Source organism: Nocardia sp. NPDC050793 (assembly GCF_040654065.1).
Classification (GTDB): domain Bacteria; phylum Actinomycetota; class Actinomycetes; order Mycobacteriales; family Mycobacteriaceae; genus Nocardia.
On the sequence record NZ_JBFAHG010000006.1, the window covers coordinates 114310 to 138613 of the forward strand.

Genomic DNA, 24304 nt, shown 5'->3' on the forward strand with positions numbered 1-24304 from the left:
ATGCCGTGTGCGCCCGGCGGATCGAGCGGTCAGGCCGTGCGGATCGACCAGGCGGCGTGCGGAACGGTTGTCTCCCTGCCCTTCTCGTCGATCGCGGGTACCGGCAGCTGCAATTCCACGCCGATGAGCCGGAGTTCGGGCAGCGGGCGCGAATCGATGGTCAGCGCCAGCGCGCCCTCGGGGTAGTCGTTGTGGCTGACGACGCGGTCGACGACATCGCCGTTGGGCAGCGCGTAGACCAGCTGCGCCAGCCACGGCGCGTCGGCGATCGAGCGGGGCAGCGACAGTTGCAGCGGATAGCCAGGAGGCACTTCGAGATCGATGGATTCGCCACCGCGGCAATTGGACAGGTCGAGCTGATCCTCGCCGACGATCCTGATGTCGCAGTACTGGTACGGCGGCACGGTGACCGACCTGCCGTGCGCGTAGGCGGTGATCTCGGGATCGTGGTCGGGCGCGTTGCGCACCGTCACGGTCACCACGACGGCGACCGTGGCGGCGACCAGCAACAGCGCGACCGCGGACAGCGCGGCGATGGTGCGGCCAGTGAGCTTGTTCACCAGATCGGATCTCCCGTTTCTCGTTGGATGCTGTCGCCGTGCGGTTTACGCGCCACGGGCACTTCCTGTTCCGCGTGCTGCGGCCGGTTCCCGCCGAAGCCGGGCAACAGCGAATGGCCGCGATAGCTGACGAAGGTCTGGATCAGTCCGAGCACGAGTATTCCGGAGACGACCGCGAAGCCCTTCCAGTAGTCGGTCGGCAGCAGCACGCCCGCCGCGCCGCCGACCACCCAGCTCAGCTGGAGCACGGTCTCCGAGCGGCCGAACCCGGAGGCGATCGACTCCGGCGGCAGGTCGTCCTGAATCGACGCGTCCAGCGACACCTTCGCCAGCGCGCTCGCACCCGCCGCGATCAGCGTGGCCACCGCCGCACCGAGCAGGTTGTCGGCGAACACCGCGAAGATCGCGACCCCGGTGCACGCGCCGGTGCAGCCGAGCACGATGAGCGAGGGCCTGCCGAGCGCGAGGCGCGCGCCGGTGGCGTTGCCCGCGAAGTTGCCGATCGCGGCCGCCGCGCCGACCGCGCCGAGCATCGCCGCCTGCTGCATCGGCCGATGCTCGGTCGCCTTGGCCACGAACGCCAAGTAGAAGGTGAGGAAGCCGGTCAGCACACGGATCGCGCTGTTGCCCCACAGTCCGGTCACCACCGCGCGGCCCAGGGGCTGCCTGCGTTTGCGCGCGGGCACCGGGGACGGCGTGCCCTGGCGCAGCACCTCGGTGTGCGCGTCGTCGCCGTGGTAGCTCAGTGTCGCGGGCACCTCGCCCTCGGTCACCTCCACCCAGCGCGGGATGCGCAGGCTCAGATAGGTGCCCGCGCCCGCGATCAGCACGGCGAGCACGAGCGCGCCCGTGGAGCCCGCGACGGCCGCGAACAGCGCGGCGACGGCTCCGGCGCCGATGGTGCCGCCGACCAGACCGAAGACGGTGAGCCGGGAATTGGTGCGCACCAGGTCGATGTCCGGTGGTAGCACCCGTGGTGTCACCGCGCTCTTGAGCACCGAGAACGACTTGCTGCCGATCATCATGCACAGCGCGAGCGGATAGAGCGCCCAGGTGTCGAACTGCACGATCAGCACCACCGTGAGCACGGCGCGCGTGCCGAACGAAGTCGCCAGCGCCAGCCTGCGGCCGCGCTGCAGCCGGTCGAGCAGCGGACCGATCAGCGGCGCGATCACCGCGAACGGCGCGATGGTGATCAAGAGATACAACGCGACCTTGGACTTGCTCTCCGCGGTCGCGCTGGCGAAGAACAGCGTGTTGGCCAGCGACACCGCGATCGCGGCGTCCAGCGCGAAGTTCGCCATGGTGGCGTAGGTCAGCGCGGTGAGGCCGGACTTGTCCGCGCCGTCGGCCTTGGCGGCGCGCTGGAAGGTGGCGATGCCCCTCTCGGTGAGTTCCTTGCCGCGCAGTGCGGCGACCCTGGTGACGGTCAGCTTGCGCGGAGTGCGCTGCCCGCTCGGCGGTGCGGCGGGTTCCTGGCCTTCGGGTTCGGGCGGCTGGTCCTGCGCCTCGAAGCGCTTGGTGTCGGCGGGCTGCTGCGCGGGCGTGTGCGGGAAGACTCGGCGCGAGGTCTTGCGGGTCGGCTCGTCGGGGGGGCCGGGCTGGGCGGGCAGCCTGCGCGTCTGCCCCTGTGGGTCTGGGTCGGGCGGTGACGTCTTGCGCAACGGGCCGAGCGGGCCGCGCCGCGGCGCGTTGCGGTTGGGATCGAGCGGCGGCAGCGGCCTGCGCCGGGGCGACCCGTTGGGCGGGGGATACCGGTCGTAGCCGGGATGCCGTTCGATCGGCGCTTCCTCGCCATCCCATCGACCACGCTCGGGACCGAAGGGATCACGCGGAGTAGTCACCTCTCAATTCTGTCGTACTGCGACGACAGGAAGTCACCGGCGCTCCACGTTGCGGGGCGGAAGTGGCGTTCCTCGCGTCCCGCTACGGGCTCAGCCGGGTACGAAACGGACCTCGAACATGGCCGGCCAGTATTTCCCGGTGATCAGGAAGCGGTCGGTACCGGGCAACTGGGCGATGCCGTTGAGCACGTCGGCGGCGGCGCGCTGCTCGCGGGTGAGCAGCGCCGAGGCGTCGGCGACGCCGAGCACGACGCCGGAATCGGGGTCGATGCGCAGGATCCGGTTCGTCGGGTAGTCGTTGGCGTAGACCGAACCGTCCACGGCGCAGTCGAGTTCGTTCAGGTGCGCGCCCCCGTGATCCCGCAGGGTGACCGAACCGGTTGGCGCGAAGGTGACCGGATCGCGGAAGGTCAGCGTGTTCGTCCCGTCGCTCATGACCAGCCGGCCGTCGCGGGTGCACAGCCCCCAGCCCTCGCCCTGGTACGCGGCCTGGGACCGGGCTTCGAGGGTGACCGGATCGCGGGCGAAGGCGACGCCGTCCTGCCAAGTCAGTTGCCACAGGGTGTCACCCGCTCTGGCGATGCCCTCGCCGAAATACTTTTCCGGCAACTCGGCGCGGGCCAGCTCGGCGCCGGTGCGCAGATCGGTGGCGCGCACGGTGGAGCGCCCGCGCAGTCCGGTGCCTTCGTAGAGGAGGTCGCCGTCCACCTCGAGCCCCTGCGTGAAGGCCCCTGGATCGTGCGGGCGGACGCCGACGACCTCGATCCGCAGCCGCGGCGGCTCCGGCTCGGCGTCGCCGCAACCGCCCGTCAGGAGCGAACCGAGCAGCACACCTATGGCCAACGCACGCGGATTCCGCTCCATACGGCAAAATGTAGGCCGTGAGCGCAGTTTCTGTTTCGGAGCCCGACGTCCGGCCGGTACTCGCCGAAGCCGTGGACCTGGCCCGCCGTGCGCTCCTGGCGCTCGAGCCATCCGCCGTCGGCGCGCACCTCGGCGTCAGCGCCGAGGACGAGAGCGCGGCGACCCATCGGTTCGAGGCCACCCTGCCCGGCTATCGCGGCTGGCAGTGGGCCGTGGTCGTGGCGGCGCCGCCCGGCGCTGACCACGCGACGGTCAGCGAGTCCGCGTTGCTGCCCGGCCCGGATGCCCTCGTCGCGCCCGACTTCGTGCCGTGGGAGCAGCGCATCCGCCCCGGCGACCTGGCGCCCGGCGACCTGCTCGCCCCGGCGCACGACGATTCGCGCTTGGTGCCCGGCTACGTGGCCAGCGGCGATCCCGAGGTCGACGAGGTCGCGCTGGAGATCGGCCTCGGCCGCAGCAAGGTGCTCAGCGAGGAAGGCCGCGTCGAGGCCGCCGCACGCTGGTACTCCGAATACGGCCCCGATACCGACATGGCCAAGGCCGCCCCCGGCACCTGCGGCACCTGCGGCTTCTACCTGCCGCTGGCGGGCGCGCTGCGCGCCGCCTTCGGCGTCTGCGGCAACGCCATGGGCGCCGACGGCCGCGTGGTGCACTCCGAATACGGCTGCGGCGCCCACTCCGACGTGGTCGCGCCGACCGGCAGCGGCTCCCCGCTCTACGAGGCCTTCGACGACGCGGCCTTCGACGTGATTCCGCCCGAAGAGCTGGGCCAGTCGTCGGCCGTGGCCGCCGGTGGCGGGGGACCGTCCGCTCCCGAAACCGAGAGCGCCGAAACGGCTGCGGGCGAGGGTGTTTCCGCTGCGGCTGAGACCGAGACGCAGGTCGTCGACGAGGAGAGCGTCACCGCTCCCGTCGATTCGGTCGCCGAGAAGACCGCGACCATCGGCACCCGGGCCGATACCGAGGTCGGCCGCGACGACGTATCGCTCGAGAGTCCGGCCGAGGCTCCTGGCGTCGAGCAGGCGGAGCCGGTCGCCGAGACCGCGGCCGTCGCCGAATCCACCTCGGCTCTTACGCATCCGGAAGCGATTGCCGACGCCACCACCGTTGAGTCGGCCGTGGCCGCCGCAGTGGATGCCGAAAAGGGTGCGGAGCCGGCCGATTCGGTTGCCGACGAGGCCGTGACATCCGAGCAGAGCAGCGCGCGCGGAGCGGCAGCCGAGGAGCGGCCCGCCGCCGACGCGTCGGCCACCTCGGAGGCGAACGTGACCGGCGAGGCGCTGTCGCTGGAGTCGAGCGCAGCTGAACCGGTGAGTGACGAAGCCCCGTCGCTGGAGTCGGCTGCGGCCGAATCCGTGGTCGGCGCAGCGTCCGCCGTCGAGCCGGATGCGGCTGAATCGGTGATCGGTGAGTCGGCGACACCGGAGTCGGGGGCGGCTGAATCGGTGACTGGTGAAGCATCGCCGCTGGAGATCAGCCCGGCGGCCGAATCTGTGACCGACGCAGCACCTGCCGCCGAGCCGAGCGCTGCTGAATCGGTGATCGGTGAAGCATCGTCGCTGGAGTCCAGCCCTTCGGCTGAATCTGTGGCCGACGCAACGCCCGCCGCCGAGTCGAGCGTGGAAGCAGGCGAGGTACGGCCCTCGAACTCGGATGAGGCCTCGGCGACCTCGGAGTCTGTCGCTGCCGAGCCGGTGACGGGTGAAGTGCCGTCGCTCTCGGATGACATCGACGCCGATGCGCCCGCGAAAGACACTGCCGCTGAGCCGGGTTCGGAGCCCGACGCGCAAGCGGGTGCGGACGACGATGGGGAATCGCGATCGGAGTCCGGGTCATCGCCGCGGAATTGATCGGCTCGGCCGACCCGTTCGGCACCACAGGGCTGCGCGCCGCCGTTCTCGCCTCCTGGCGTGATTCGCCGACCAGGCTTCGGGAGGACTCCGCCACCGAGGCGGATCTGGTTCGCGCCGGTTACCGCGATCGGCTGCTGACCGAGCTGGCGCAGAACGCCGCCGACGCCGCGGCCAAGGCGGGCATCCCGGGCAAGGTCAGCGTGCGGCTGGAAGGTCGCACGCTGACCATAGCGAACACCGGTGCGCCACTCGATCTTTCCGGCGTGCACGCCCTCACCGCCCTGCGGGCTTCCGAGAAGACCGAGGCAATCACGGTCGGTCGTTTCGGTGTCGGCTTCACCGCCGTGCTCGCGGTCAGCGACGACATCGAATTCCGCTCCACCACCGGATCCCTGCACTTCTCCCGGGACAGAACACGAGAGGCGCTGCGCGAGAGCGGAATAGCCGCGCCGACTGCGGTTCTCGCGGAGCGGCCTGCCGATGCGGACCCGGCCGCGTCCTCGCCGACCTTCCAACCTCCCGCGCTTCGCTTGACCTGGCCCGTCGATGCCCGCCCGATATCGGGCTTCGATACCGAGGTCGTGGTGCGTCTGCGCGCCGACGTGGACGCCGACGCTCTACTCGCCGCCATGTGCGACGAGGCCGCGGACCTGCTCCTGGAACTGCCCGCCCTGCAATCCTTTCGGATCGGCGACGACGAGTTCACCTCCGTGGTGCGCGAACTCGGCGATGGCCTGGAGGAACTGCGGGTGACCGGTCCGGACGGCCGCCGCCGCACCTGGTGGCAGTTCCGCGCGCCGCGCGCCCGATGGCTGCTGCCGCTGCGCGAAGGCAAGCCCCATGCCGCACCGCACGACGTCCTGCGCGCACCCACTCGTTCCGACGAGGAACTGTCCTTGCCCGCGCTGCTGATCGCCGACATCGCGATGCAACCGGACCGGCGCCGCCTGCTGCCTGGCGCCCGCGTCGTCGAACTGGCCTCGGGCTACGCCGATTTCGCGCGGGCGCTGCCCCCGGCCGACCGGCTCGTCCTGGTCCCCGCACCGGGTTTCGCACGCAGTGAGGCCGACGGACTGCTTCGCGAGGCCCTCGTCCGCGAACTGCAAACCCACTCGTGGTTGCCGGTGGTCGGCCAAAACGGCCCGGCGGACGCCGATACCCCGGACACGGTCGGTCTCGCCGGCGAACTCGGCCTCGATTCGAGCCACGGCATCGACTCCGGCCCAGGCGCGGTACCCACGGCCGTACCCACCAGGGCGAGCGTCTTCCCCGACCTCACACCGGAATTGGCTCGCCTCCTGGACGACGTGGTCGCCCCCCTCGTCATTCCCGAACTGTCGGGCCGCGCGCACACCGAGGCGCTCGCGGTGCTCGACGTGCACCGCCTCGGCCTGGCGAGGCTCGCGGAGTTGTCGGGCGGTGTGGATCGTCCGCCCGCGTGGTGGCGGGACTGGTACGCGGCGCTGGAACCGTTCGTCGTCGACCCGCTGACCGCCGAGGAACTCGGGGCGCTGGCCGTTCCGCTGGCCGACGGCCGCTTGGTGACCGGTCCGCGCACCGTCGTCCTGGACGACATGCTCGAGCTCGCCATCCCGTTGCACTGGGCGCGCCTGGTGCATCCGGAGGCCACACACCCGCTGCTGTCGCGCCTCGGCGCCCGATCGGCCACCGCCGAGGACCTGCTCGCCGATCCGGCGCTGCACGCCGACCTGTCCGACCATCCGGACGATCCCGACCTGGTCGACGCGGTGCTGCGCCTGGCCGCGCACGCCGATCCGGACGCGCTGCCGCCCTGGCTCGGCATGATCGAATTGCCGGACGGCACAGGCGAATTGCTGCCCGCCGACGAACTGCTGCTGCCCGAGGCGCCGCTGTACGCGTTGCTGGTCGAGGACGCGCCGCTCGGCACCGTCGCCGAGGAGGTCGTGGCCGAGTACGGCGCGCAGGCGCTGCGGGCCGTCGGTGTCGGCTGGGATTTCGGCATCGTCGCCGAGTCCGATCCGACCGGACCCGATCACCATCTGGACGACGAAGAGGCTTGGTGGGCCGGTTTGCCCGAGGAGCCTGCCGAATTCGCCGCCGTCCGCGACCTGGACCTGGTCGACGACATCGCCTGGCCGGACGCCCTGCACCAGCTGCTTTCCGAACCGAGGACCAGGCGTCTGCTGGCCGACCCGGACGGCTACACCGCGTGGTGGCTGCGCAAACACGCCCGTTTGGACGGCATCCCGCTCGGTCACCATCGCCATCCCCACGACACCGAATTCACCGGACTCCTCCCGGAATTCGCGGTGCCCGGCCTGAGCCACGCCGACCTGGAGGTGCTGCGCACCGTCCTCGCGAATCAGGAACGGATCACCCCCGACCTGGCCGACGCGCTGCTCGCCGCGCTGGCCGATCAGGCGAACAACCCTGAGCCGGAAGTCGTTTCGCGGACGCACCGCCACCTGGCCGCTGCGGCGGACCAGCTGGACCTCTCCCAGCTGGAGCTGCCGGAACGGGTGCGTGCGCTGTCCGGCGCGGCGGTGCCAGCGGCGGAGGCGATGGTGCTGGACCTGCCGTGGTTCGGTCTCGTGCTGCCGCCCGTTCGCCTCGTGTTCGGCGATCAGGAGACCGCATCGGGTCTGGCGAGCCTGCTCGACCTACCGCTGGTGTCGGAGTCGGTCACCGCCGAGGTGCTCGGCGCGGGCCTGCGCACATCGTGGTCCGCCGCCCCGTTGGGAGTCGTTCTGCGCCAGCTGTTCTCGTTCGCACCGGAGGAGGGTGAGCTGGTGTTGCACGAGGACCTGCGGGTACGCCTGTCGGGTGCGATATCCGGGACGGTGTCCGTGCCCTGGTGGCGTTCGGGAGCCGAGACGCACGTCCGCATGCCGGCCGCTGTCGTCGAGGGAACGCCGCCCGCGGCTTCCTGAACGGCTACGCCGCGTACCCCGTGAGCATCTCACTCAGCAGGTCGAGCTGGGTGCGCACCGCCTCGCTGTCGTTGTCGACGAGCCAGCGCAGTACGACGCCATCGATGACGTTGAGGGTGAAGCGGCTCAGGGTCTGCACCGGCACCGTCCACTCGGTGGCCGTCGCGTCGCGCGCGTGATCGAGAACGTCGGCGACCGTCGAGTCGTTGAAGGCGTACTGCTCGCGCGCGATGGCGAGTTTTTTCGGGGTCTGTTCCCCTTCGCGCAACGCATAAGTGGTTGTTTCGTAGGTGAGCAGTTGTCGTTCCGGTGTGGCTTCGATGTTGAGCCACATCAGTTCGAGCCCGGCGCGCACCAATTTTTGAAGCGCTTCTTTTCCACTTTCGACGTTCTGCCAAACTGTTTCATTGGCGTCCACGGAATCGCGTAATTCCATCGACAACGCTTTGACCAGCTCGGTCATCAGCGCGTCCTTATTTTCGAAACAGTAATGCACCACACCGAGCGAGACGCCGGCTGCCTGAGCCACATCGCGCGTGGTCACGCCTGCCACGCCCTTTTTTTCGGCAAGGCCGATCGCGGCCTCGATAAGGTGGGCCCGTCGTTCTTCGACGCTCAATCGGGAGGACACCTCAGCGAGTTAAGCGCTCGCAGCGCGCGCAGTCAATTCGCGCCGCCAAAAAATCTGGACTGGACGAACGTCCAGTTGTGTGGTTCGCTGCCAAACGGAAGAACGGAGGCTCGGATGCCGGTGTCACGCAGAACGGTTCTCGCTCGAACCGCGGTCGGTTCGGCCGCGCTCGCAGCCACGAGCACCGTGCCGGGGCTGACCGCCACACTCGGCGCTAGCGCCGGCGCCGCACCGGACGCGGGCTACCAGGTCGGCGTCGGGATCTCCGACATCACCGGTCCGGCCGCCGAATGCGGGATGATGGGCTACTCCCAGCTCGAGCAGACGACCGCGGGCATCCATCTGCGTCCGCGCGCCCGCGCGTACGTGATCGCCGCGGGCGGTCGGCGCGTGGTCTTCGTCGTCGCCGAGAACGGCATGATCTTCCAATCGGTGCACCGCGGCGTGCTGCTGGAACTGGCCCGCCGCTTCGGCGATCTCTACACCGAGCAGAACGTGCTGCTCACCTCGACCCATTCGCACGCGACCTGCGGCGGCTCCAGCCACGACTACGCCTACAACCTGTCCATCCTCGGCTTTCAGCAGCAGGTGTACGACGCCGAGGTGAACGGGATCGTCGAGGCCATCGCGGCCGCGCACGCCGATCTCGCGCCCGCCGCCCTCGCGCTCGGCCGTTCGGAACTGCACGACGCCAGCGTCAACCGCTCGCGCGTCGCCTTCGATCGCAATCCCGCGGCCGACCGTGAGCACTTCCCCGACGCCATCGACCCGGCCGTGACCACGCTCTCGATTGCCAAGGGCGGCAAGCGAGTCGGCGCCATCACCTGGTTCGCGACGCACAACACCTCGATGACCAATGCGAACCGGTTGATCAGCGCCGACAACAAGGGCTACGCCTCGTTCGCCCACGAGCACACCGAACACGGCGTCCGATACCTCGACGGCGCACCGGATTTCGTGTCCGCCTTCGCCCAGACCAACGCGGGCGACATGTCGCCGAACTTGAACCTGCGCCCCGGTTCAGGGCCGACCGAGGACGAGTTCGAGAACACTCGCCTCATCGGCGAGCGGCAGTACCGCGCCGCCAAGAACGCGTTGACCGCGGCGCGCGCGATGAGCGGACCCGTCGATTCCGTGCTCTGCTACATCGATCTGGCCGATATCGCGGTCGACGGACGTTTCACGCCGGACGGGCAGCCGCGGCACACGGCGTCGGCCGCCGCGGGCGTCTCGCTGATCGCGGGCAGCGTCGAGGACGGTCCTGGCCTGCCGGGCGGGCCGATTCCCGAGGGCGTGCGCAATCCGTTCCTGGGTGCGCTCGGCGATCCGAACCAGCCCGCGCCCGCGTGGCTCGCGGATGCCCAGGCGCCCAAGGTGATCGCCGTGCCGCTGGGTTTGCTGCCGCCGGTGCCGTGGGTGCCGAGCGTGGTGCCGATCCAGCTCGTGCGGATCGGCGAGCTGTACCTGGCGGCCGCGGGCGGTGAGTTCACCATCGTGTCCGGGTTGCGGGTGCGCCTGGCCGTGGCGGACGCGCTTGGCGTCGGCCTGGAACAGGTGCTGCTCCAAGGCTATGCCAACGCCTACCACGAATACGTCACCACGCCGGAGGAATACGACGCCCAGCAGTACGAGGGCGCGTCGACGCTGTACGGGCGCTATACCTTGCCCGCCTACCAGCAGGAATTCCACCGCCTGGCAACGGCTTTCGCGGCCAGAGCTGCGATTCCGCGTGGCCCGGCGCCGCGGGACGTGTCGAATCTCCAGCCGAACTTCGTGCCCGCGCCGGGCCCGGACGCCACCCCGCCCGGGCGCGGCTTCGGCGACGTGCTGACCCAGCCCGCCTCGTGTGCCCGGGGGGAAAGGGTTGTCGCCGAGTTCGTTTCGGCGCATCCGAAGCACAACCCGCGCCGCAACGGCACCTTCCTCGAGGTGCAACGCCGAACCGGAACCGGTTGGGTGCGCGTCGCCAACGAGGGGGAGTGGGCGGTGCGATACCACTGGAGCAAGCGCGGATCGGCCGAATCGGTGGCCAGGTTCAGCTGGGACGTGCCTGTCGACGCAGAGCCGGGCGACTACCGGTTCGTGCACTTCGCCGACAGCCTCGGCGCCGACGGTGCGCTGCGGCCGTTCACCGGAGTGAGCGCGGAATTCCAGGTGAGCTGATCACCGCAGACCGGTCTGCGCGCCCTTGTCGCCGCGCCGGGCGCCGCGGCGCTGGATCAGGAAGATGGTCAAGCCGATCAGGCCGACCACCAGCCCCATCAGACAGACGGGCCGAGCCGACTCCCAGCGTTCGCCGCTCACCCACACGACGATGGTGGCGACCACCCACAGGGCGCTGCCGACGGCGAGCACCGGCCGCGGATCGGTCAGCCGCGGCGGGATCTCCGGCACTTTCTGGGTCACGGCCTCAGCGTAGCGGCGGGAACCGGCGTCTCGCAGCCAGCGGGTCCCGTATCGTTTGCCACTGTGACAACGCCATCGGATGTTCGAGCCCTCGCCGGTGAACTCTCGCTGGCGGTGGTTCGGCTGACGCGACATTTGCGTGGCCGCCGCGCCGACTCACAGATCTCACTCACCCAGCTCTCCGCCCTCGCCACGCTGGCGCGCGACGGCGCGATGACACCCGGCGCGCTGGCCGCCAAGGAGCGGGTGCAGCCGCCCTCGATGACCAGGGTGATCGCGTCGCTGTCCGACCTGAACCTGGTGGAGCGCAAGCCGCATCCGACCGACGGACGCCAGATCATCGTCTCGCTCTCCGAATCCGGCCGTGCGCTGATCGCCGACGAGGCCAGCGCCCGCGAAGCCTGGATGACCGAGCAACTCTCGACGCTCACCGACGACCAGCTCGCGGTCCTCACCCAGGCCGTCACCATCATGAAGCACATCGTCTCCGAATCGGAGTAACCCTCTTCGCACCCTTTCCACAAGCTTCGCAGAGATTGCGGGCGCTGCGAAGCGTGCGCACGGTCTGCGAGGTCAGGCAGTGCGGCCGAAGGGTTGGTCGGAGTCGACGATCTCGCGGCCGAGGGGGAAGAGCGAGAGGGGGATGAATTTGAGGTTGGCCCAGCCGAACGGGATGCCGATGATCGAGAGGAACAGCGGGATGCTGGTGAGCAGGTGACCGAGGGCAAGCCACCAGCCCGCGACGATGAACCAGATGATGTTGCCGATCAGCGAGCCCGCGCCCGCACCCGGCTTTTCCACCGTGGTGCGTCCGAACGGCCACAGCACGTAGGCCGCGATGCGGAACGAGGCGATGCCGAACGGAATCGTGATGATCAGGATGAAGCAGATGATTCCGGCGACGATGTATCCGAGCGCCATCCAGAACCCGGCGAAGATGAGCCAGAGGATGTTGAGAACCAGCTGAAGCGGCTTCATGTCCTCAAGCATGCCAGCCTGTCGCCGACCGTGGGGACAATCCCGGTCGGGCTCGGACCTGCTTGCCGGAGGAAGCTTCGGTCAGAAGAACCAGCCGAGCACCGCGTCCCGGTCGGCGCCGAACGCCTCTTCCAGCGTCCGCAGCTTGCCGGAATCCTTGACCTGGAGCCGATTCGCCGCCGCGAAGGCGCGCGCCGGGTACGCGCCGAGGTACATGCTCCCCAGGACGTCGATGCCGAGTTCGATATCGGCCGCCCGGTCGGTGGGCGCGCATTCGGCGTGTCCGTCGCGGACGGTGAGCGCGAACGTGCCCCCGGCCGCGCGGAAGGGGTCGGTGACGCCGAGGACGATGTCGAGGTCGGCCTGATACTCGCGGGCTGTCAGCGCGCCGGGCACGTTCATGACCCGCAGCCAGAGGTTGTCGTAGCGAGCGGTGGTGCGGACCAGCCGCGGGTTCCTGAGCAGGTAGGGGAGCGGGTCGTTGTCGCTCAGCTCGGCCTTGATGCGCGTCACCAGATCCAGACCGAACAGCGCACGCCAGAGCGCGGCGTGCGCGTCGGTGGTGGCCGTGCGCATCTCGACGACGTCGACGACCATCTCCCCGCCTTCGCGGTAGTAGCGGTAGAGCGCGTAGCCGTCCGGGTGCAGCATCGTGAACAGGTCCGATCCGCCTCCGCGGAACCGCTCGGGATCGGCGAACAGGTTGCCCCAAGACGCGTCGGGCCGCACCTGCGCGCCCGGGGTCGGCCTGCGCCAGCGGTCGTAGATCTCGCGCACCTTTTCGGTGACGTCGGCGAGCATCACGAGCTCGACGCCGCCCGGATCCGGTGTGCTGGGCAGGAATTCGGCGAACCTTCGATCGATCTCGACCGCGTTCAGCCGCACCGCAGGCCCGTACCCGAACCGCCCGTAGATGCCGCCCTCGCTGGCCGTGAAGATGGACAGTGGCAGGCCCTGCGCCTCGGTGCGCCGATGCTGCTCGGTGTACATGGCGCGCAGAATGCCGCGCCTGCGGTGCGTCGGCGCGACGCCGACCCCGGCGATGCCGCACGCCGAAACGGTCCGCTCCCCTGGCACGGTCAGGATCATCTCCCGCGATCGGACATGCCCGACGACGCGGTCGCCGTCCACCGCCACGATGACGTCCCGCGGCGGGAACAACCGCGCCGAACGCTCCAGCCACGCCTCGTCCGACCTGGTGCCGAACGAGGTCTCCACGAGTAGCCGCACCCCTGCCGCGTCCTCCTCGGTAGCCGATCGGACGGTGATGCCGGGTACGAGCGTCATGCGCAGATCGTCACATGACTCCCCGCCCTCGCGCACCCGTTTTTCCGGCCGAAGCTCGGTCGGGAAGCCCCGATCGCCATGTCCGCACCGGCCGGTCCGTACGCCGAATCCGGGCCGAGTCCTCTGTTCCGAGCAGACTTCGGGATTGCCGTAGCGACAGGGATCTTCTGCGGCGAGTGCGGATTTCGTCGGGAGCGTGGTGAAGGACCGGATCGCGACGGCGCTGCTGTTGGAGTGCGAACCGTTCTTCCGCTGATCCAGCCGTTCGACTTGCCGGATCACCGGCGCGCACAGCGGCGGCCGGGTGCGGTTTCCGGCGCCGGGCCGGGGCGGGCAGGATATGGCGGTGGCCGAAGTGATCGATATCGATGATCCCACCGATCCCCGGGTCGACGATTTTCGCGACCTGGCGTCGGCGGATCGACGGCCGGACCTGCCCGGCCGCAAGGGGCTGGTCATCGCCGAGGGCGTTGTGGTCGTGCAGCGGATGCTGGACTCGAGGTTTCGGCCGAGCGCGCTGCTCGGAGTCACCCGCCGATACGAGCAGCTGACCGAGGATCTGGCCGGGGTGGACGTGCCGTACTACCGGGCCAGTGCCGAGGTGATGGCGGAGATCGTCGGATTCCACCTCAATCGCGGGGTGCTCGCGGTGGCGCGGCGGCCGCCCGAGCTGACCCTGGACGAGGTGACCGAGGGCGCGCGCACAGTCGCGGTGCTCGAGGGGATCAACGATCACGAGAATCTCGGGTCGATGTTCCGCAACGCGGCCGGACTCGGGGCCGAGGCGATCCTGTTCGGCGATCGCTGCGCCGATCCGCTGTACCGGCGCGCCGTGCGGGTGTCGATGGGCCACGTCCTCCGGGTGCCGTTCGCGCCGGTGCCGGACTGGCCCGATGGCCTGGATATATTGCGGCACAAGGGATTTCAGATCATCGCGCTCACCCCTAACCCGAAGGCGCCGAATCTGGCCACCGCCATGACGGGCGAACGGGTCGCGCTGCTGCTCGGCGCGGAGGGGCCCGGCCTCACCGAGGAGGCGATGCGCGCGACCGATGTGCGGGCCCGCATTCCGATGTCGCCGGGCACCGATTCGCTGAATGTGGCCACGGCCGCGGCGATGGCGTTCTATGAACGAGTGAGAACGTCGTGAGGGACGAGGACATGGTGGATCAGCCGACGAACGGTGCGTACCATCCCTATCCGCCCGCGCAAGATCCGACGCCGTGGGCCGCGGGCATCACCGTAACGGTGATGGTCGCGCTGTTGGCGGCCGTGGCCGTCTACGCGTTCGGCATCGCTCTCGCCCAGGTGCATCCACTGCTGGCCGTAGTGGTGAACCTGGTGGCGGCGGGTGGCGCCGCGCCGACCGCGTGGCGCGCGCGGTTCACACCGGTGACCAGGTGGGTGTTGCTCGGCTGCGGGGTGGGCGTGGTGCTCGGCTGGCTGGCGCTCGTCATCGAGGGTCTGTCGGCGCTGTGAGGTAGGCGTTGTGAAACCCGACGCCAGGAATCCGCCGCAGGGGTGGTCCGCCGCAGTGCCGATCCGAAGCCGGGGTGGTCCAACGCCATGCGGATCCGATTCAGCCGACCCGATCGCCTCCGCGCAGCCAACCGAACAGTCCACGCCGCGGCTTGATCTCGGACTGGAGCCTTTCGGAATCGACCAGGGTCGAGTGGTCGGGCGCCGCGCCTTTCGGGTACAGCGTGAATCCGCACACCGCGATATCACCGGGCACCAGCGCGCCCTGGGCCGCGGGGGCGCGGTAGTGGAAGCCGAGCCATTCGTTGTTGGCGGCATCGGCGAAATCCGGCGGATCGAAGGGCAGCGTCTGCGGTTCGGGCAACTGTCCGGCATGCCAGCGGACGGGATGCTCGCCCGCCCAGAAGGGTCGCTCCCAAACCAGCGGAAGGCCCTCGTCCTCCAGGATGTTCACCCTGGTCGAGCTGAACGCCCGGCGGAATTCCCCGCGCTCCCAGTGCGCGAAAGCGCCCCAATTGAGGGCGGTGTCGAAGGAGATCAGGTAGGTGTGGTCGGAGGCGAGCGGGCGGACCAGCAACTCCGGCAGTTTCGTCGGCCGTGGCAGTGCGGCCTGCGCCGAACACACCACGGTGACACCGGGATAGCAGCCGATATACACCTCGTCGAGGTCGGGGCCCGCGCAGCCGCCGAGGGTGCCGACCATGATCGGCACCACGTCTCGGTCGGCGTAGAGCTGCTTGGCCAGCGCCAGCGCGGCCTCGGGGTCCGGGTCGTGATCAGCGCGCATTACCGCCAACGGGTCGGGGGCGTCGACATACCAGAGGGACGAGGCTTTGGACAGCATTTCCGGCACCTCCGATGGTCGCACGGCGAACTTCCCGCTACCTTTCGTGTCCGGCGACGGCGCGCGTCGTACGGCACGTATCGAAAAATCTACTCGCCTCGGACGACCCGCGACGCGGCTTCCGTGACGGAACACGCCAGCGCACCGAAAATTTCGGGTTCAGCAACCTGGGCGAGTCATCCAGCAAACTCCGCAGGACCGTGGCACGCGCAGGGGCGTGTCATGTCCGCTCAGTGACCGGAGCTGCGCACGCCGAGCAGCACGTCCTCCCAGGACGGCATGGGCGCCTTCCCGCGCTTGGTGCGGTTCGGCTTGGCGGGTGCGGACTTGCCGTTGGCGTTGCCGGACTTGGCGTTCTCCTCGGCGGGCGCGGGGTTCGCCGCAGGCGCCGGGGTGTTTGCGGACTGCGCGCCATTGGTGGGAGCGCTCGCCGCCGGGGCGGTGTTCGTGCTCGCCGCCTGTGTTGTGGTGCTGCTGCTCGCGGCCGGGATCGCCGCGGCACTGCCGCCCGCGGCGACCGCACGCTCCTCGAAGTACTCGTCCAGCGTCGGCTGAGGCTGCCGGGCCGTCGCGGGACGTGTGCTGGGAGCGGGGGTTTCCTTGCGCGGCTCGACGACGGGCTCGGCGACCGCAGGCGCCTCCTGCTCGGCCTGCGGCGGCAGGACGGTCGCCAGACCGCGCAGCGCGCGGCCGAAATCGGGATCGATCAGATCAGCGGCGGGATCGTCGAGCGGCGAGACCGAACCGCCGTGCGCGTCGGGCTGGTAACGCCAGTGCGCGGCGATCTCGGAACGTCCGTTCTGCCACTGCAACTGGGCCACCCAATAGCCCTTTTCGTCCTTCCAGGCATCCCACTCGGCATTCTCGAGCGTGTGCCCGCGCTCGGTGAACGCGGCGGTGACGATATCGATCAGGGTTTCCACGGCGGGGCCGTCGGGGCGCACCGGGTGCGCTTTCTGCGCGAGCTCGGCGGCGCGGGCGCGCTCCAGCAACACCGGATACGCGAAACGCTCGACCCGGCTCGCGGGCATGCCGGATTCTTCGGTGACCTGTTCGACGGAGGCCCCGGCACGGATACGGGCCTGGATATCGCGGGGACGCATAGACGCTTCCATTTCGATCTCGATCTGGCCGAATCGGGCAAGGTCTCCGCGCGCGGCGGCTCGTAGTTTGTCGTCTGCGGGCAGCCGGAACTTCTGGCCGGACTCGGTGTCGATACACACGATGTGCGTGGAGTCGGGCGTCACCCCGATCACTCGAAGTTCACGCACCGTTACCTCCTTATCGCGTCGGCTCGCGACACCGCCCACTTTCCGAAACAGTAGTGCACATTCGATGATCTCGAGGCAAGACACGCGGCACCAAAATCTGCCGCGCCCTGGCGGAAACAGCTAGTGTTTGCTCTTTGGTTGGCGCGCGAGGGCTTCACCGGGTTGTTGGCGCACTTGCCCGGGGCTGTGTTTTTGGCGCGCTGGCGCGCGCGTGTTCGCGGCCCTTATGTCTCGCTTCCGAGCGGTCGAGACTCGCGACTTCGTCGCATGCGCTTCGACCGCTCGGAAGCGAGACGGCCGCGAACGGGCTCGTAAGACTCGCCCTGGACGGGGCTGGTAGTGCGGGGAAATTGCGGTTGTTAAGCGGGGTTTACCGCTTTGAGTTGGTGCTCGCTCGAGAGTGATTCGAGCGCGGTGCCCGTGGTCTGGGGTCAGGCCACGGGCACCGGGGAATTCGCTCAGGAGAGCTTTTCGACGACCCAGTCGATGCTGCGGGTGAGCTGGCTCACGTCCTCCGGGTCGATGGCCGGGAACATGCCGACGCGCAGCTGGTTGCGGCCGAGCTTGCGGTACGGCTCGGTGTCCACGATTCCGTTGGCCCGCAGCACCTTCGCGACCTGCGCCGCGTCGACCGAGTCGGCGAAGTCGATGGTGCCGACGACCTGCGAGCGGTGCGCCGGGTCGGTGACGTACGGGGTCGCGTATTCGCTCGACTCGGCCCACGAGTACAGCCGCGAGGAGGAATCCAGCGTCCGCTTGACCGCCCAGTCGAGGCCGCCGTTGGCGTTCAGCCACTCGATCTGGTTGGCGAACAGCAGCAGGGTGCCCAGCGCCGGGGTGTTGTAGGTCTGGTCCTTGGTGCTGTTGTCGATCGCGACCGGCAGTGAGAGGAACTCGGGGGTCCAGCGGCCGCTGCTCTTGATCTCCTCGACCCTGGCCAGCGCCGCGGGGCTCATCAGCGCCACCCACAGGCCGCCGTCGGAGGCGAAGCACTTCTGCGGCGCGAAGTAGTAGACGTCGGCGTCGGCGATGTTCACCGGCAGGCCGCCCGCGCCGGACGTGGCGTCGATGGCGATCAGCGCGTGCTCCGAACCGGCCGGACGCTGCACCGGAATGGCCACGCCCGTCGAGGTCTCGTTGTGCGCCCAGCCGATCAGGTCGGCGGACGGGTCGGCCACCGGCTCGGGGGCGCTGCCCGGCTCGGAGGAGACCACGATCGGGTCGCCGATGAACGGGTTGCCCTTGGCCACGGCGGCGAACTTGCTGGAGAACTCGCCATTGGTCAGGTGCAGCGAGCGCTCGCGGATCAGGCCGAACGCGGCGGCGTCCCAGAACGCGGTGGTGCCGCCGTTGCCGAGGACGACCTCGTAGCCGTCGGGCAGGGCGAAGAGCTCGCGCAGGCCGCTGCGCACGCGCGCGACCACGTCCTTCACCGGCTTCTGCCGGTGCGAGGTTCCGAACACCGAGGCCCCCACCTTGACGAGGGACTCCAGCTGTTCCGGGCGCACCTTGGAGGGGCCACAGCCGAACCGTCCGTCGGCGGGCTTGAGGTCGTCGGGAATGGTCGGGAACGCAGAGGTCATGGCCAATAGGGTAAGGCGTGTCCGACCTGCTCGGTTCGTGCGGGTGGGTACCTCATGGCCGCCCACGTCCCGGAAATGGGCGAAGGTGTGATCAATGACTCATAGAGACGGCGTATTGCTGTGGCGTACGCCACAGTACGGCTACCCTTTTCGGCCATGGGCATGGCGTCGGCTAACTCGGGGTGGCGGTTGCGGGCACGACGGCCACGAAACTTCGGCCTGCGGGCGGGCGCGCTGTCGGGCGCGGCGCGGCGCGAATTGCTGATCCACGGCACGGCGGGATCGGCGACAATCCTCGGCGTGCGCGCGAGCTCGGCGCCGTCGTTCGTCCGGTTCTCCGGTCCGGGACCGCAGCCGCGGCGGGGCGAGCCGGGCCATGTGTTCTGGGTTCGGGTGCAGATCGACGGTGCGCTGCCGTACGAGACCGGGGTTCGGCAGCGGATGCGCGAGGGGGACCTGGAGTGGATGCAACCGGGCGACGTGGTCGCCTGCCGCGTCGATCCAGGGGACCGGGACCGGCTGGTGCTCTACATCCCCGACGCGGACGAGGCGACCAGGGTGAGCATCGCCAAGATCCTCGCCGACGGCCGCAGGGCCGACGCCACCGTGCTCGCCGCCACGCCGGTGGCCGCCGATTACGCGGGCTGCGACGATCCGGTGCTTCGCCTCGATCTCGAGCTGCGGGCCTGGGACGAATCGCGGCCGTGGCGGGTCCGCCTTGTTCAGCCGGTGCCGCTGGCCGCGATCGGCCTCGTCGACCTCGGTCAGCATCTCGAGGTGGCGTTCTTCACCGTCGATCGCGGCGAATCCGTCGCGGTGGACTGGGCGGCCTCGCTCGGCGACGAATGAGGGGCCTCCGCTGGCTGCAATGCTGAACGAGCCGGGCGCCACAGCGGGAAGACCCGCCGCGACGCCCGGCTCGCGATCGTCTGTGAAGTTGTCGGCTCAGAGGTGGGCGATGGCGGACCAGCCCGCGACCTCTTCCGGCCTGCGCGCGGCGGGACCGGTGTAGATCGCGGCAGGGCGCACCAGCTTGCCCAGCTGCTTCTGCTCCAGGATGTGCGCGCACCAGCCCGCGGTCCGGCCACAGGTGAACATGGCGGGCATCATGTGCGCGGGCACCTCGGCGAAGTCGAGGATCACCGCGGCCCAGAACTCCACGTTGGTCTCGATGGCGCGGTCGGGACGACGCTCGCGCAGCTCGGCGAGCGCGGCCTGCTCCAGCGCGGCCGCCACCTCGTAGCGCGGGGCCTGCAAACGCTTGGCGGTGGCGCGCAGCACGCGGGCGCGCGGGTCCTCGGCCCGGTACACCCGGTGACCGAAGCCCATCAGCTTCTCCTTGCGGTCCAGGATGCCCTTGACCAGCGCGCGGGCGTCGCCCGTCTGCTCGACCTCTTCGATCATGGGCAGCACGCGGGCCGGGGCACCGCCGTGCAGCGGGCCGGACATCGCGCCGATCGCGCCGGAGAGCGAGGCCGCCACGTCGGCGCCGGTGGAGGCGATGACGCGGGCGGTGAAGGTGGAGGCGTTCATGCCGTGCTCGGCGGCGGAGACCCAATAGGCGTCGATGGCCTCGGTGTGCCGCGGGTCGGGGTCGCCCTTCCATCGGGTCATGAAGCGCTCGGTGACCGTGGTGCACTCGTCGATCTTCTTCTGCGGCACCGCGGGCTGGTAGATGCCGCGCGCCGACTGCGCCACGTAGGACAGCGCCATCACCGAGGCGCGGGCCAGGTTCTCGCGGGCTTCCTGGTCGTCGATGTCGAGCAGCGGCTGGTAGCCCCAGATCGGCGCGAGCATGGCCAGACCGGCCTGCACGTCGACGCGCACGTCGCCGGTGTGCACCGGGAGCGGGAAAGGCTCGGCGGGCGGCAGGCCGCGGCCGAACTCACCGTCGACAAGCAGCGCCCACACGTCGCCGAAGGTCACCCGGCTGCCGACCAGGTCCTCGATGTCCACGCCGCGGTAGCGCAGCGCGCCGCCGTCCTTGTCCGGTTCGGCGATATCGGTGGTGAAAGCCACCACGCCCTCGAGGCCGCTGACGAAATCGCTGGGTACGGTGGCCGGGCTGGTAGTCATGTTGTGACTCTCCTTGCACTTCGGGTCGCATGAGTTCTCGCCGATGAGGGTGCTGCTCGCCGAGCACATGCCGATCACCAAAACCTTAGCTCCCTGCTACCGCAGAGTAACGTCTGGCCCATGCGTGACCTGGACAATTCAGCGCCGGATCCGGTCCTGCTCCCGCCGGACCCGGGCCGCGACGCGATCGAGCTCCCGGCCGACACCGACCTGTCCGCGATGCGGGTCGAGTACGGCGGCGCGCCCTTCGGCTCCGGCGAGGACATCGACCTCGACGAAACGTGGCTGGCCGGGGGCTGGGAGCCGCTGCTGCGCCACTGGATCGAGCAGGCCACCGCCGTCGGCATCGCCGAGCCCAACGCGATGGTCCTCGCCACGGTCTCGCTGGCCGACGGAACACCGCGACCGGTCGCCAGAACGGTGCTGTGCAAAGGACTCTCACCGGAAGGTGTGACTTTTTACACGAACTACGACTCCGCCAAGGGCGCGCAACTGGCCGCCGTCCCGTTCGCCGCGGCGACGTTCCTGTGGCCCGCGCTCGGCAGGCAGGTGCACGTGCGCGGGCCGGTCGAGCGATCTTCCGCCGAACAGACCTCGGTGTATTGGCGCTCGCGTCCGCGCGACTCCCAGCTCGGGGCGTGGGCCTCGCAGCAGTCCCGCCCGATCGGGTCGCGGGCCGAACTGGATCGCGCGCTGGCCGAGACCACCGCGCGCTTCGCCGACGTCGACGAGATCCCGGTGCCGCCGCACTGGGGCGGCTATCTGCTGCGCCCCGACGAGGTGGAGTTCTGGCAGGGCCGACGCGGCAGGCTGCACAACAGGATTCGGGTGCTGATCGCCGGAGGACGGATGACGGTCGACCGTTTGCAGCCATGACAAGAGCTGATCATGTGATGAATCTCGCGTCGTCTCGCCGACCGGAAGCTCGCTAGTCTCCGGCCGGTGAAGCTGCTCGCCGACACGACCCCGCTGCGCAATCCCGACTACCGCAGGCTGTGGACGACGAACATCGTCACCGTCGTCGGGGCCCAACTGTCGGTGGTCGCGGTGCCGCAACAGATCTTCCAGATCACCGGAAGCTCCGGATATGTCGGTCTTTCCGGGCTTTTCGGACTCGTGCCGCTGATCCTGTTCGGGCTGTGGGGCGGCGCGCTCGCCGACGTCATGGACCGGCGCAAGCTGATGGTGATCACCACCGCCGGCACCGGCATTACCGCGGTGCTGTTCTGGGCGCAGGCGGCGGCCGGGATGGACAACGTCTGGGTGGTGCTGGTCCTGTTCGCCGTGCAGCAGGCGTTCTTCGCGGTGAACCAGCCGACCCGCAGCGCGGCCATCTCCCGCATCCTGCCGCCAGAACAACTCGCCGCCGCCAGTTCGCTGAGCATGACCGTGCAGCAGGTCGGCGCCATCGCCGGGCCGGTGCTCGCGGGTGCGCTCATCCCGTTGATCGGGCTGTCCACGCTCTACCTCGTCGACGCCATCGCCTTGCTGGTCACGCTGTGGGCGGTCTGGCGGCTGCCCGCGTTCCCGCCGACCGGCGATGCGCGCAAGGCCGGATTCCGCACGGTGCTGGACGGTTTCGCCTACCTGGCCACCCAGCGCATCCTGCTCGCTTCCTTCCTCGTCGACGTCATCGCCATGGTGTTCGGCATGCCGCGCGCGCTGTTCCCGCAGATCGCCCATGAGACGTTCGGCGACCCGGCCAGCGGCGGCGTGGCGCTCGGCCTGCTGTTCGCGGCCATGTCGGCGGGCGCGGTGCTCGGCGGCGTGTTCTCCGGGTGGATTCCGCGCATTCGACGCCAAGGCCTCGCCGTGATCGTCTGCATCGCGCTGTGGGGCGTCGCGATGGTCGGCTTCGGGCTCGCGGTCGGCTTGGCCGGGCAGCTCTTCGGGCTCGGCGTCTGGCTGTGGATCGCGGTGGCGTTCCTCGCTTTCGGCGGCGCCGTCGACATGGTGTCTGCCGCGCTGCGTACCACGATGTTGCTGACCGTCGCCACCGATGAGATGCGCGGTCGTCTGCAAGGTGTGTTCATCGTGGTGGTCGCGGGCGGCCCGCGGATCGGTGACGTTGCCCACGGTTTTGCCGCGGCGAGCTTGGGTACGGCCGTCGCCGCGGCGGGCGGCGGCGTACTGGTGGTGATCGGTGTCGTGCTGGCCGCCTTGGCCTTCCCTGCATTCGTTCGCTACCGGGTCGCCCGGGCGCACCCCGAATCGCTGCCCGCATGACCGACGAAACCTCACGTGACGGCGCGACGTTTGTGAGGTCGCCCGGTGGGCACCCTCGTTCCCGGGCCGCGTGGACAGCGACTAGCGTCTAGGTAATCGCACCGCCGTGCCGACCGCACTTCGATGCCGACGGTCCTAGCCTGAGAGGGATCCTTCTGTGCCCGAGAACGACCACATCAACGACGCCAAACCGGTGCTGAGCTATCCCGGTGGCGAATACGCCATGACGATCGCCGAAGCCTCCGAAGGCAACGACGGCATCGACCTCGGCAAAATGCTGGCCAGCACCGGGTACGTCACTTACGACCCGGGATTCATGAACACCGCGCCGACCAAGTCGGCGATCACCTACATCGACGGTGAAGCGGGCATCCTGCGCTACCGCGGTTACCCGATCGACCAGCTGGCCGCGTCCTCGACCTTCATCGAGGTCAGCTACCTGCTCATCTACGGCGAGCTGCCGAGCCAGGCTCAGCTCGACGAGTTCACCGACCGGATCCGCCGCCACACGCTGCTGCACGAGGACCTCAAGCGGTTCTTCGACGGCTTCCCACGCAACGCGCACCCGATGCCGGTGCTGTCCTCCGCGGTCAACGCGCTGTCGGCGTACTACCAGGACTCGCTGGACCCGCGCGACCCCGAGCAGGTCGAGCTGTCCACCATCCGCCTGCTCGCCAAGCTGCCGACCATCGCGGCCTACTCGTACAAGAAGTCCGTCGGCCAGCCGTTCCTCTACCCGGACAACTCGCTGAGCCTGGTGGAGAACTTCCTGCGGATGACCTTCGGCTTCCCGGCCGAGCCCTACGAGGTCGACCCCGAAGTGGCGGCCGCGCTGGACATGCTGCTGATCCTGCACGCCGACCACGAGCAGAACTGCTCCACCTCCACGGTGCGCCTGGTCGGCTCCTCGGACGCCAACCTGTTCACCTCGGTGTCCGGCGGCATCAACGCGCTGTGGGGCCCGCTGCACGGCGGCGCCAACCAGGCCGTGCTGGAGATGCTCGACGACATCAAGGCCCAGGGCGGCAACGTCAAGGAGTTCATCCGCAAGGTCAAGGCCAAGGAAGACGGCGTGAAGCTGATGGGCTTCGGGCACCGCGTCTACCGCAACTACGACCCGCGCGCCTCCATCGCCAAGAAGCACGCCGACGCCATCCTGCGCAAGCTCGGCGGCGACGACGAACTGTTCGACATCGCCCAGGCGCTGGAAGAGGCCGCGCTCACCGACGACTACTTCGTCTCGCGCCAGCTGTACCCGAACGTCGACTTCTACACCGGCGTCATCTACAAGGCCATGGGCTTCCCGACCCGCATGTTCACCGTGCTGTTCGCGATGGGCCGGCTGCCCGGCTGGATCGCGCACTGGCGCGAGATGCACAGCGAGCCGCTGAAGATCGGCCGCCCGCGCCAGATCTACACCGGTTACGGCGCGCGCGACTACCGCGAGATCACCAACCGCTGACAATCCAACCCACCTATCGAAGGGGATA

Annotated in this window: 21 protein-coding genes; 10 read left to right on the forward strand and 11 right to left on the reverse strand. The window is 69.4% G+C overall.

Going from position 1 to position 24304, the window contains the following annotated elements; genetic code table 11:
* Positions 1 to 29 precede the first annotated feature (29 nt).
* The 3 genes from AB0H50_RS22060 to AB0H50_RS22070 all read right to left on the reverse strand — a co-directional run bounded on the left by AB0H50_RS22060 (position 30) and on the right by AB0H50_RS22070 (position 3268).
* The gene (locus AB0H50_RS22060) at positions 30 to 560 is read right to left on the reverse strand and encodes a DUF2771 domain-containing protein (protein WP_357455622.1); all 531 of its coding nucleotides are present in this window, start codon (positions 558 to 560) and stop codon (positions 30 to 32) included.
* Complete coding sequence (locus AB0H50_RS22065; RefSeq protein ID WP_357455624.1) at positions 557 to 2404, reverse strand: MFS transporter; 1848 nt, start codon at positions 2402 to 2404, stop codon at positions 557 to 559. The genes AB0H50_RS22060 and AB0H50_RS22065 overlap by 4 nt, the downstream gene beginning before the upstream one ends.
* A gap of 90 nt (positions 2405 to 2494) precedes the next feature.
* Positions 2495 to 3268: a glutaminyl-peptide cyclotransferase gene (locus AB0H50_RS22070; RefSeq protein ID WP_357455626.1), complete on the reverse strand. Its 774-nt coding sequence runs from the start codon at positions 3266 to 3268 to the stop codon at positions 2495 to 2497.
* A gap of 17 nt (positions 3269 to 3285) precedes the next feature.
* Between AB0H50_RS22070 and AB0H50_RS22075 the strand changes: the two genes are divergently transcribed.
* A complete protein-coding gene (locus AB0H50_RS22075; RefSeq protein WP_357455629.1) occupies positions 3286 to 5118 on the forward strand; it encodes a DUF3027 domain-containing protein in 1833 nt (610 codons plus the stop codon).
* Positions 5115 to 8033 carry an ATP-binding protein gene (locus tag AB0H50_RS22080; RefSeq protein WP_357455632.1) on the forward strand — a complete coding sequence of 973 codons (2919 nt, stop codon included), beginning with the start codon at positions 5115 to 5117 and terminating at the stop codon, positions 8031 to 8033. The genes AB0H50_RS22075 and AB0H50_RS22080 overlap by 4 nt, the downstream gene beginning before the upstream one ends.
* A 4-nt stretch (positions 8034 to 8037) precedes the next feature.
* Here the strand turns inward: AB0H50_RS22080 and AB0H50_RS22085 are convergent, their stop codons facing one another.
* Positions 8038 to 8652 carry a TetR/AcrR family transcriptional regulator gene (locus tag AB0H50_RS22085; RefSeq protein ID WP_357455635.1) on the reverse strand — a complete coding sequence of 205 codons (615 nt, stop codon included), beginning with the start codon at positions 8650 to 8652 and terminating at the stop codon, positions 8038 to 8040.
* A 126-nt stretch (positions 8653 to 8778) separates the two neighbouring features.
* Here AB0H50_RS22085 and AB0H50_RS22090 point away from each other — a divergent pair, with 126 nt between their 5' ends.
* Complete coding sequence (locus AB0H50_RS22090) at positions 8779 to 10827, forward strand: neutral/alkaline ceramidase (RefSeq protein ID WP_357455638.1); 2049 nt, start codon at positions 8779 to 8781, stop codon at positions 10825 to 10827.
* Here the strand turns inward: AB0H50_RS22090 and AB0H50_RS22095 are convergent, their stop codons facing one another.
* A complete protein-coding gene (locus tag AB0H50_RS22095) occupies positions 10828 to 11070 on the reverse strand; it encodes a DUF2530 domain-containing protein (protein WP_357455640.1) in 243 nt (80 codons plus the stop codon).
* Between the two features lie 63 nt (positions 11071 to 11133).
* Between AB0H50_RS22095 and AB0H50_RS22100 the strand changes: the two genes are divergently transcribed.
* Positions 11134 to 11571: a MarR family transcriptional regulator gene (locus AB0H50_RS22100; RefSeq protein ID WP_357455642.1), complete on the forward strand. Its 438-nt coding sequence runs from the start codon at positions 11134 to 11136 to the stop codon at positions 11569 to 11571.
* A gap of 72 nt (positions 11572 to 11643) precedes the next feature.
* On the opposite strand, the gene AB0H50_RS22105 is transcribed toward AB0H50_RS22100, so the two are convergent.
* Positions 11644 to 12048, reverse strand: a complete 405-nt coding sequence (locus AB0H50_RS22105; RefSeq protein ID WP_357455645.1) for a YccF domain-containing protein — start codon at positions 12046 to 12048, stop codon at positions 11644 to 11646.
* An 81-nt stretch (positions 12049 to 12129) separates the two neighbouring features.
* Positions 12130 to 13335 (reverse strand): GNAT family N-acetyltransferase, encoded by a 1206-nt coding sequence (locus tag AB0H50_RS22110; RefSeq protein WP_357455648.1) that lies wholly within the window; start codon positions 13333 to 13335, stop codon positions 12130 to 12132.
* Positions 13336 to 13681: 346 nt separating this feature from the next.
* Here AB0H50_RS22110 and AB0H50_RS22115 point away from each other — a divergent pair, with 346 nt between their 5' ends.
* Both AB0H50_RS22115 and AB0H50_RS22120 read left to right on the forward strand, forming a co-directional pair.
* The gene (locus AB0H50_RS22115) at positions 13682 to 14485 is read left to right on the forward strand and encodes an RNA methyltransferase (RefSeq protein ID WP_357455651.1); all 804 of its coding nucleotides are present in this window, start codon (positions 13682 to 13684) and stop codon (positions 14483 to 14485) included.
* 11 nt (positions 14486 to 14496) lie between these two features.
* Positions 14497 to 14814: a DUF2537 domain-containing protein gene (locus AB0H50_RS22120; RefSeq protein ID WP_357456125.1), complete on the forward strand. Its 318-nt coding sequence runs from the start codon at positions 14497 to 14499 to the stop codon at positions 14812 to 14814.
* A gap of 100 nt (positions 14815 to 14914) precedes the next feature.
* Here AB0H50_RS22120 and AB0H50_RS22125 read toward each other — a convergent pair whose 3' ends face one another.
* From AB0H50_RS22125 to serC, 3 genes are all read right to left on the reverse strand, one after another.
* Positions 14915 to 15658 (reverse strand): hypothetical protein, encoded by a 744-nt coding sequence (locus AB0H50_RS22125; protein ID WP_357455654.1) that lies wholly within the window; start codon positions 15656 to 15658, stop codon positions 14915 to 14917.
* A 230-nt stretch (positions 15659 to 15888) separates the two neighbouring features.
* Positions 15889 to 16929, reverse strand: a complete 1041-nt coding sequence (gene sepH / locus AB0H50_RS22130; protein WP_357455657.1) for a septation protein SepH — start codon at positions 16927 to 16929, stop codon at positions 15889 to 15891.
* A 458-nt stretch (positions 16930 to 17387) separates the two neighbouring features.
* Entirely contained in the window at positions 17388 to 18512 is a 1125-nt protein-coding gene (gene serC, locus AB0H50_RS22135; protein ID WP_357455660.1) for a phosphoserine transaminase, read from the reverse strand.
* A gap of 162 nt (positions 18513 to 18674) precedes the next feature.
* Between serC and AB0H50_RS22140 the strand changes: the two genes are divergently transcribed.
* A complete protein-coding gene (locus AB0H50_RS22140; protein WP_357455663.1) occupies positions 18675 to 19361 on the forward strand; it encodes a hypothetical protein in 687 nt (228 codons plus the stop codon).
* A gap of 96 nt (positions 19362 to 19457) precedes the next feature.
* On the opposite strand, the gene AB0H50_RS22145 is transcribed toward AB0H50_RS22140, so the two are convergent.
* The gene (locus AB0H50_RS22145) at positions 19458 to 20588 is read right to left on the reverse strand and encodes a citrate synthase 2 (RefSeq protein ID WP_357455666.1); all 1131 of its coding nucleotides are present in this window, start codon (positions 20586 to 20588) and stop codon (positions 19458 to 19460) included.
* A gap of 219 nt (positions 20589 to 20807) precedes the next feature.
* Here AB0H50_RS22145 and pdxH point away from each other — a divergent pair, with 219 nt between their 5' ends.
* The 3 genes from pdxH to AB0H50_RS22160 all read left to right on the forward strand — a co-directional run bounded on the left by pdxH (position 20808) and on the right by AB0H50_RS22160 (position 24276).
* Positions 20808 to 21464, forward strand: a complete 657-nt coding sequence (gene pdxH / locus AB0H50_RS22150) for a pyridoxamine 5'-phosphate oxidase (RefSeq protein WP_357456128.1) — start codon at positions 20808 to 20810, stop codon at positions 21462 to 21464.
* 66 nt (positions 21465 to 21530) lie between these two features.
* A complete protein-coding gene (locus AB0H50_RS22155) occupies positions 21531 to 22814 on the forward strand; it encodes an MFS transporter (protein ID WP_357455669.1) in 1284 nt (427 codons plus the stop codon).
* A 157-nt stretch (positions 22815 to 22971) separates the two neighbouring features.
* Complete coding sequence (locus AB0H50_RS22160; RefSeq protein ID WP_357455672.1) at positions 22972 to 24276, forward strand: citrate synthase; 1305 nt, start codon at positions 22972 to 22974, stop codon at positions 24274 to 24276.
* Positions 24277 to 24304 lie beyond the last annotated feature (28 nt).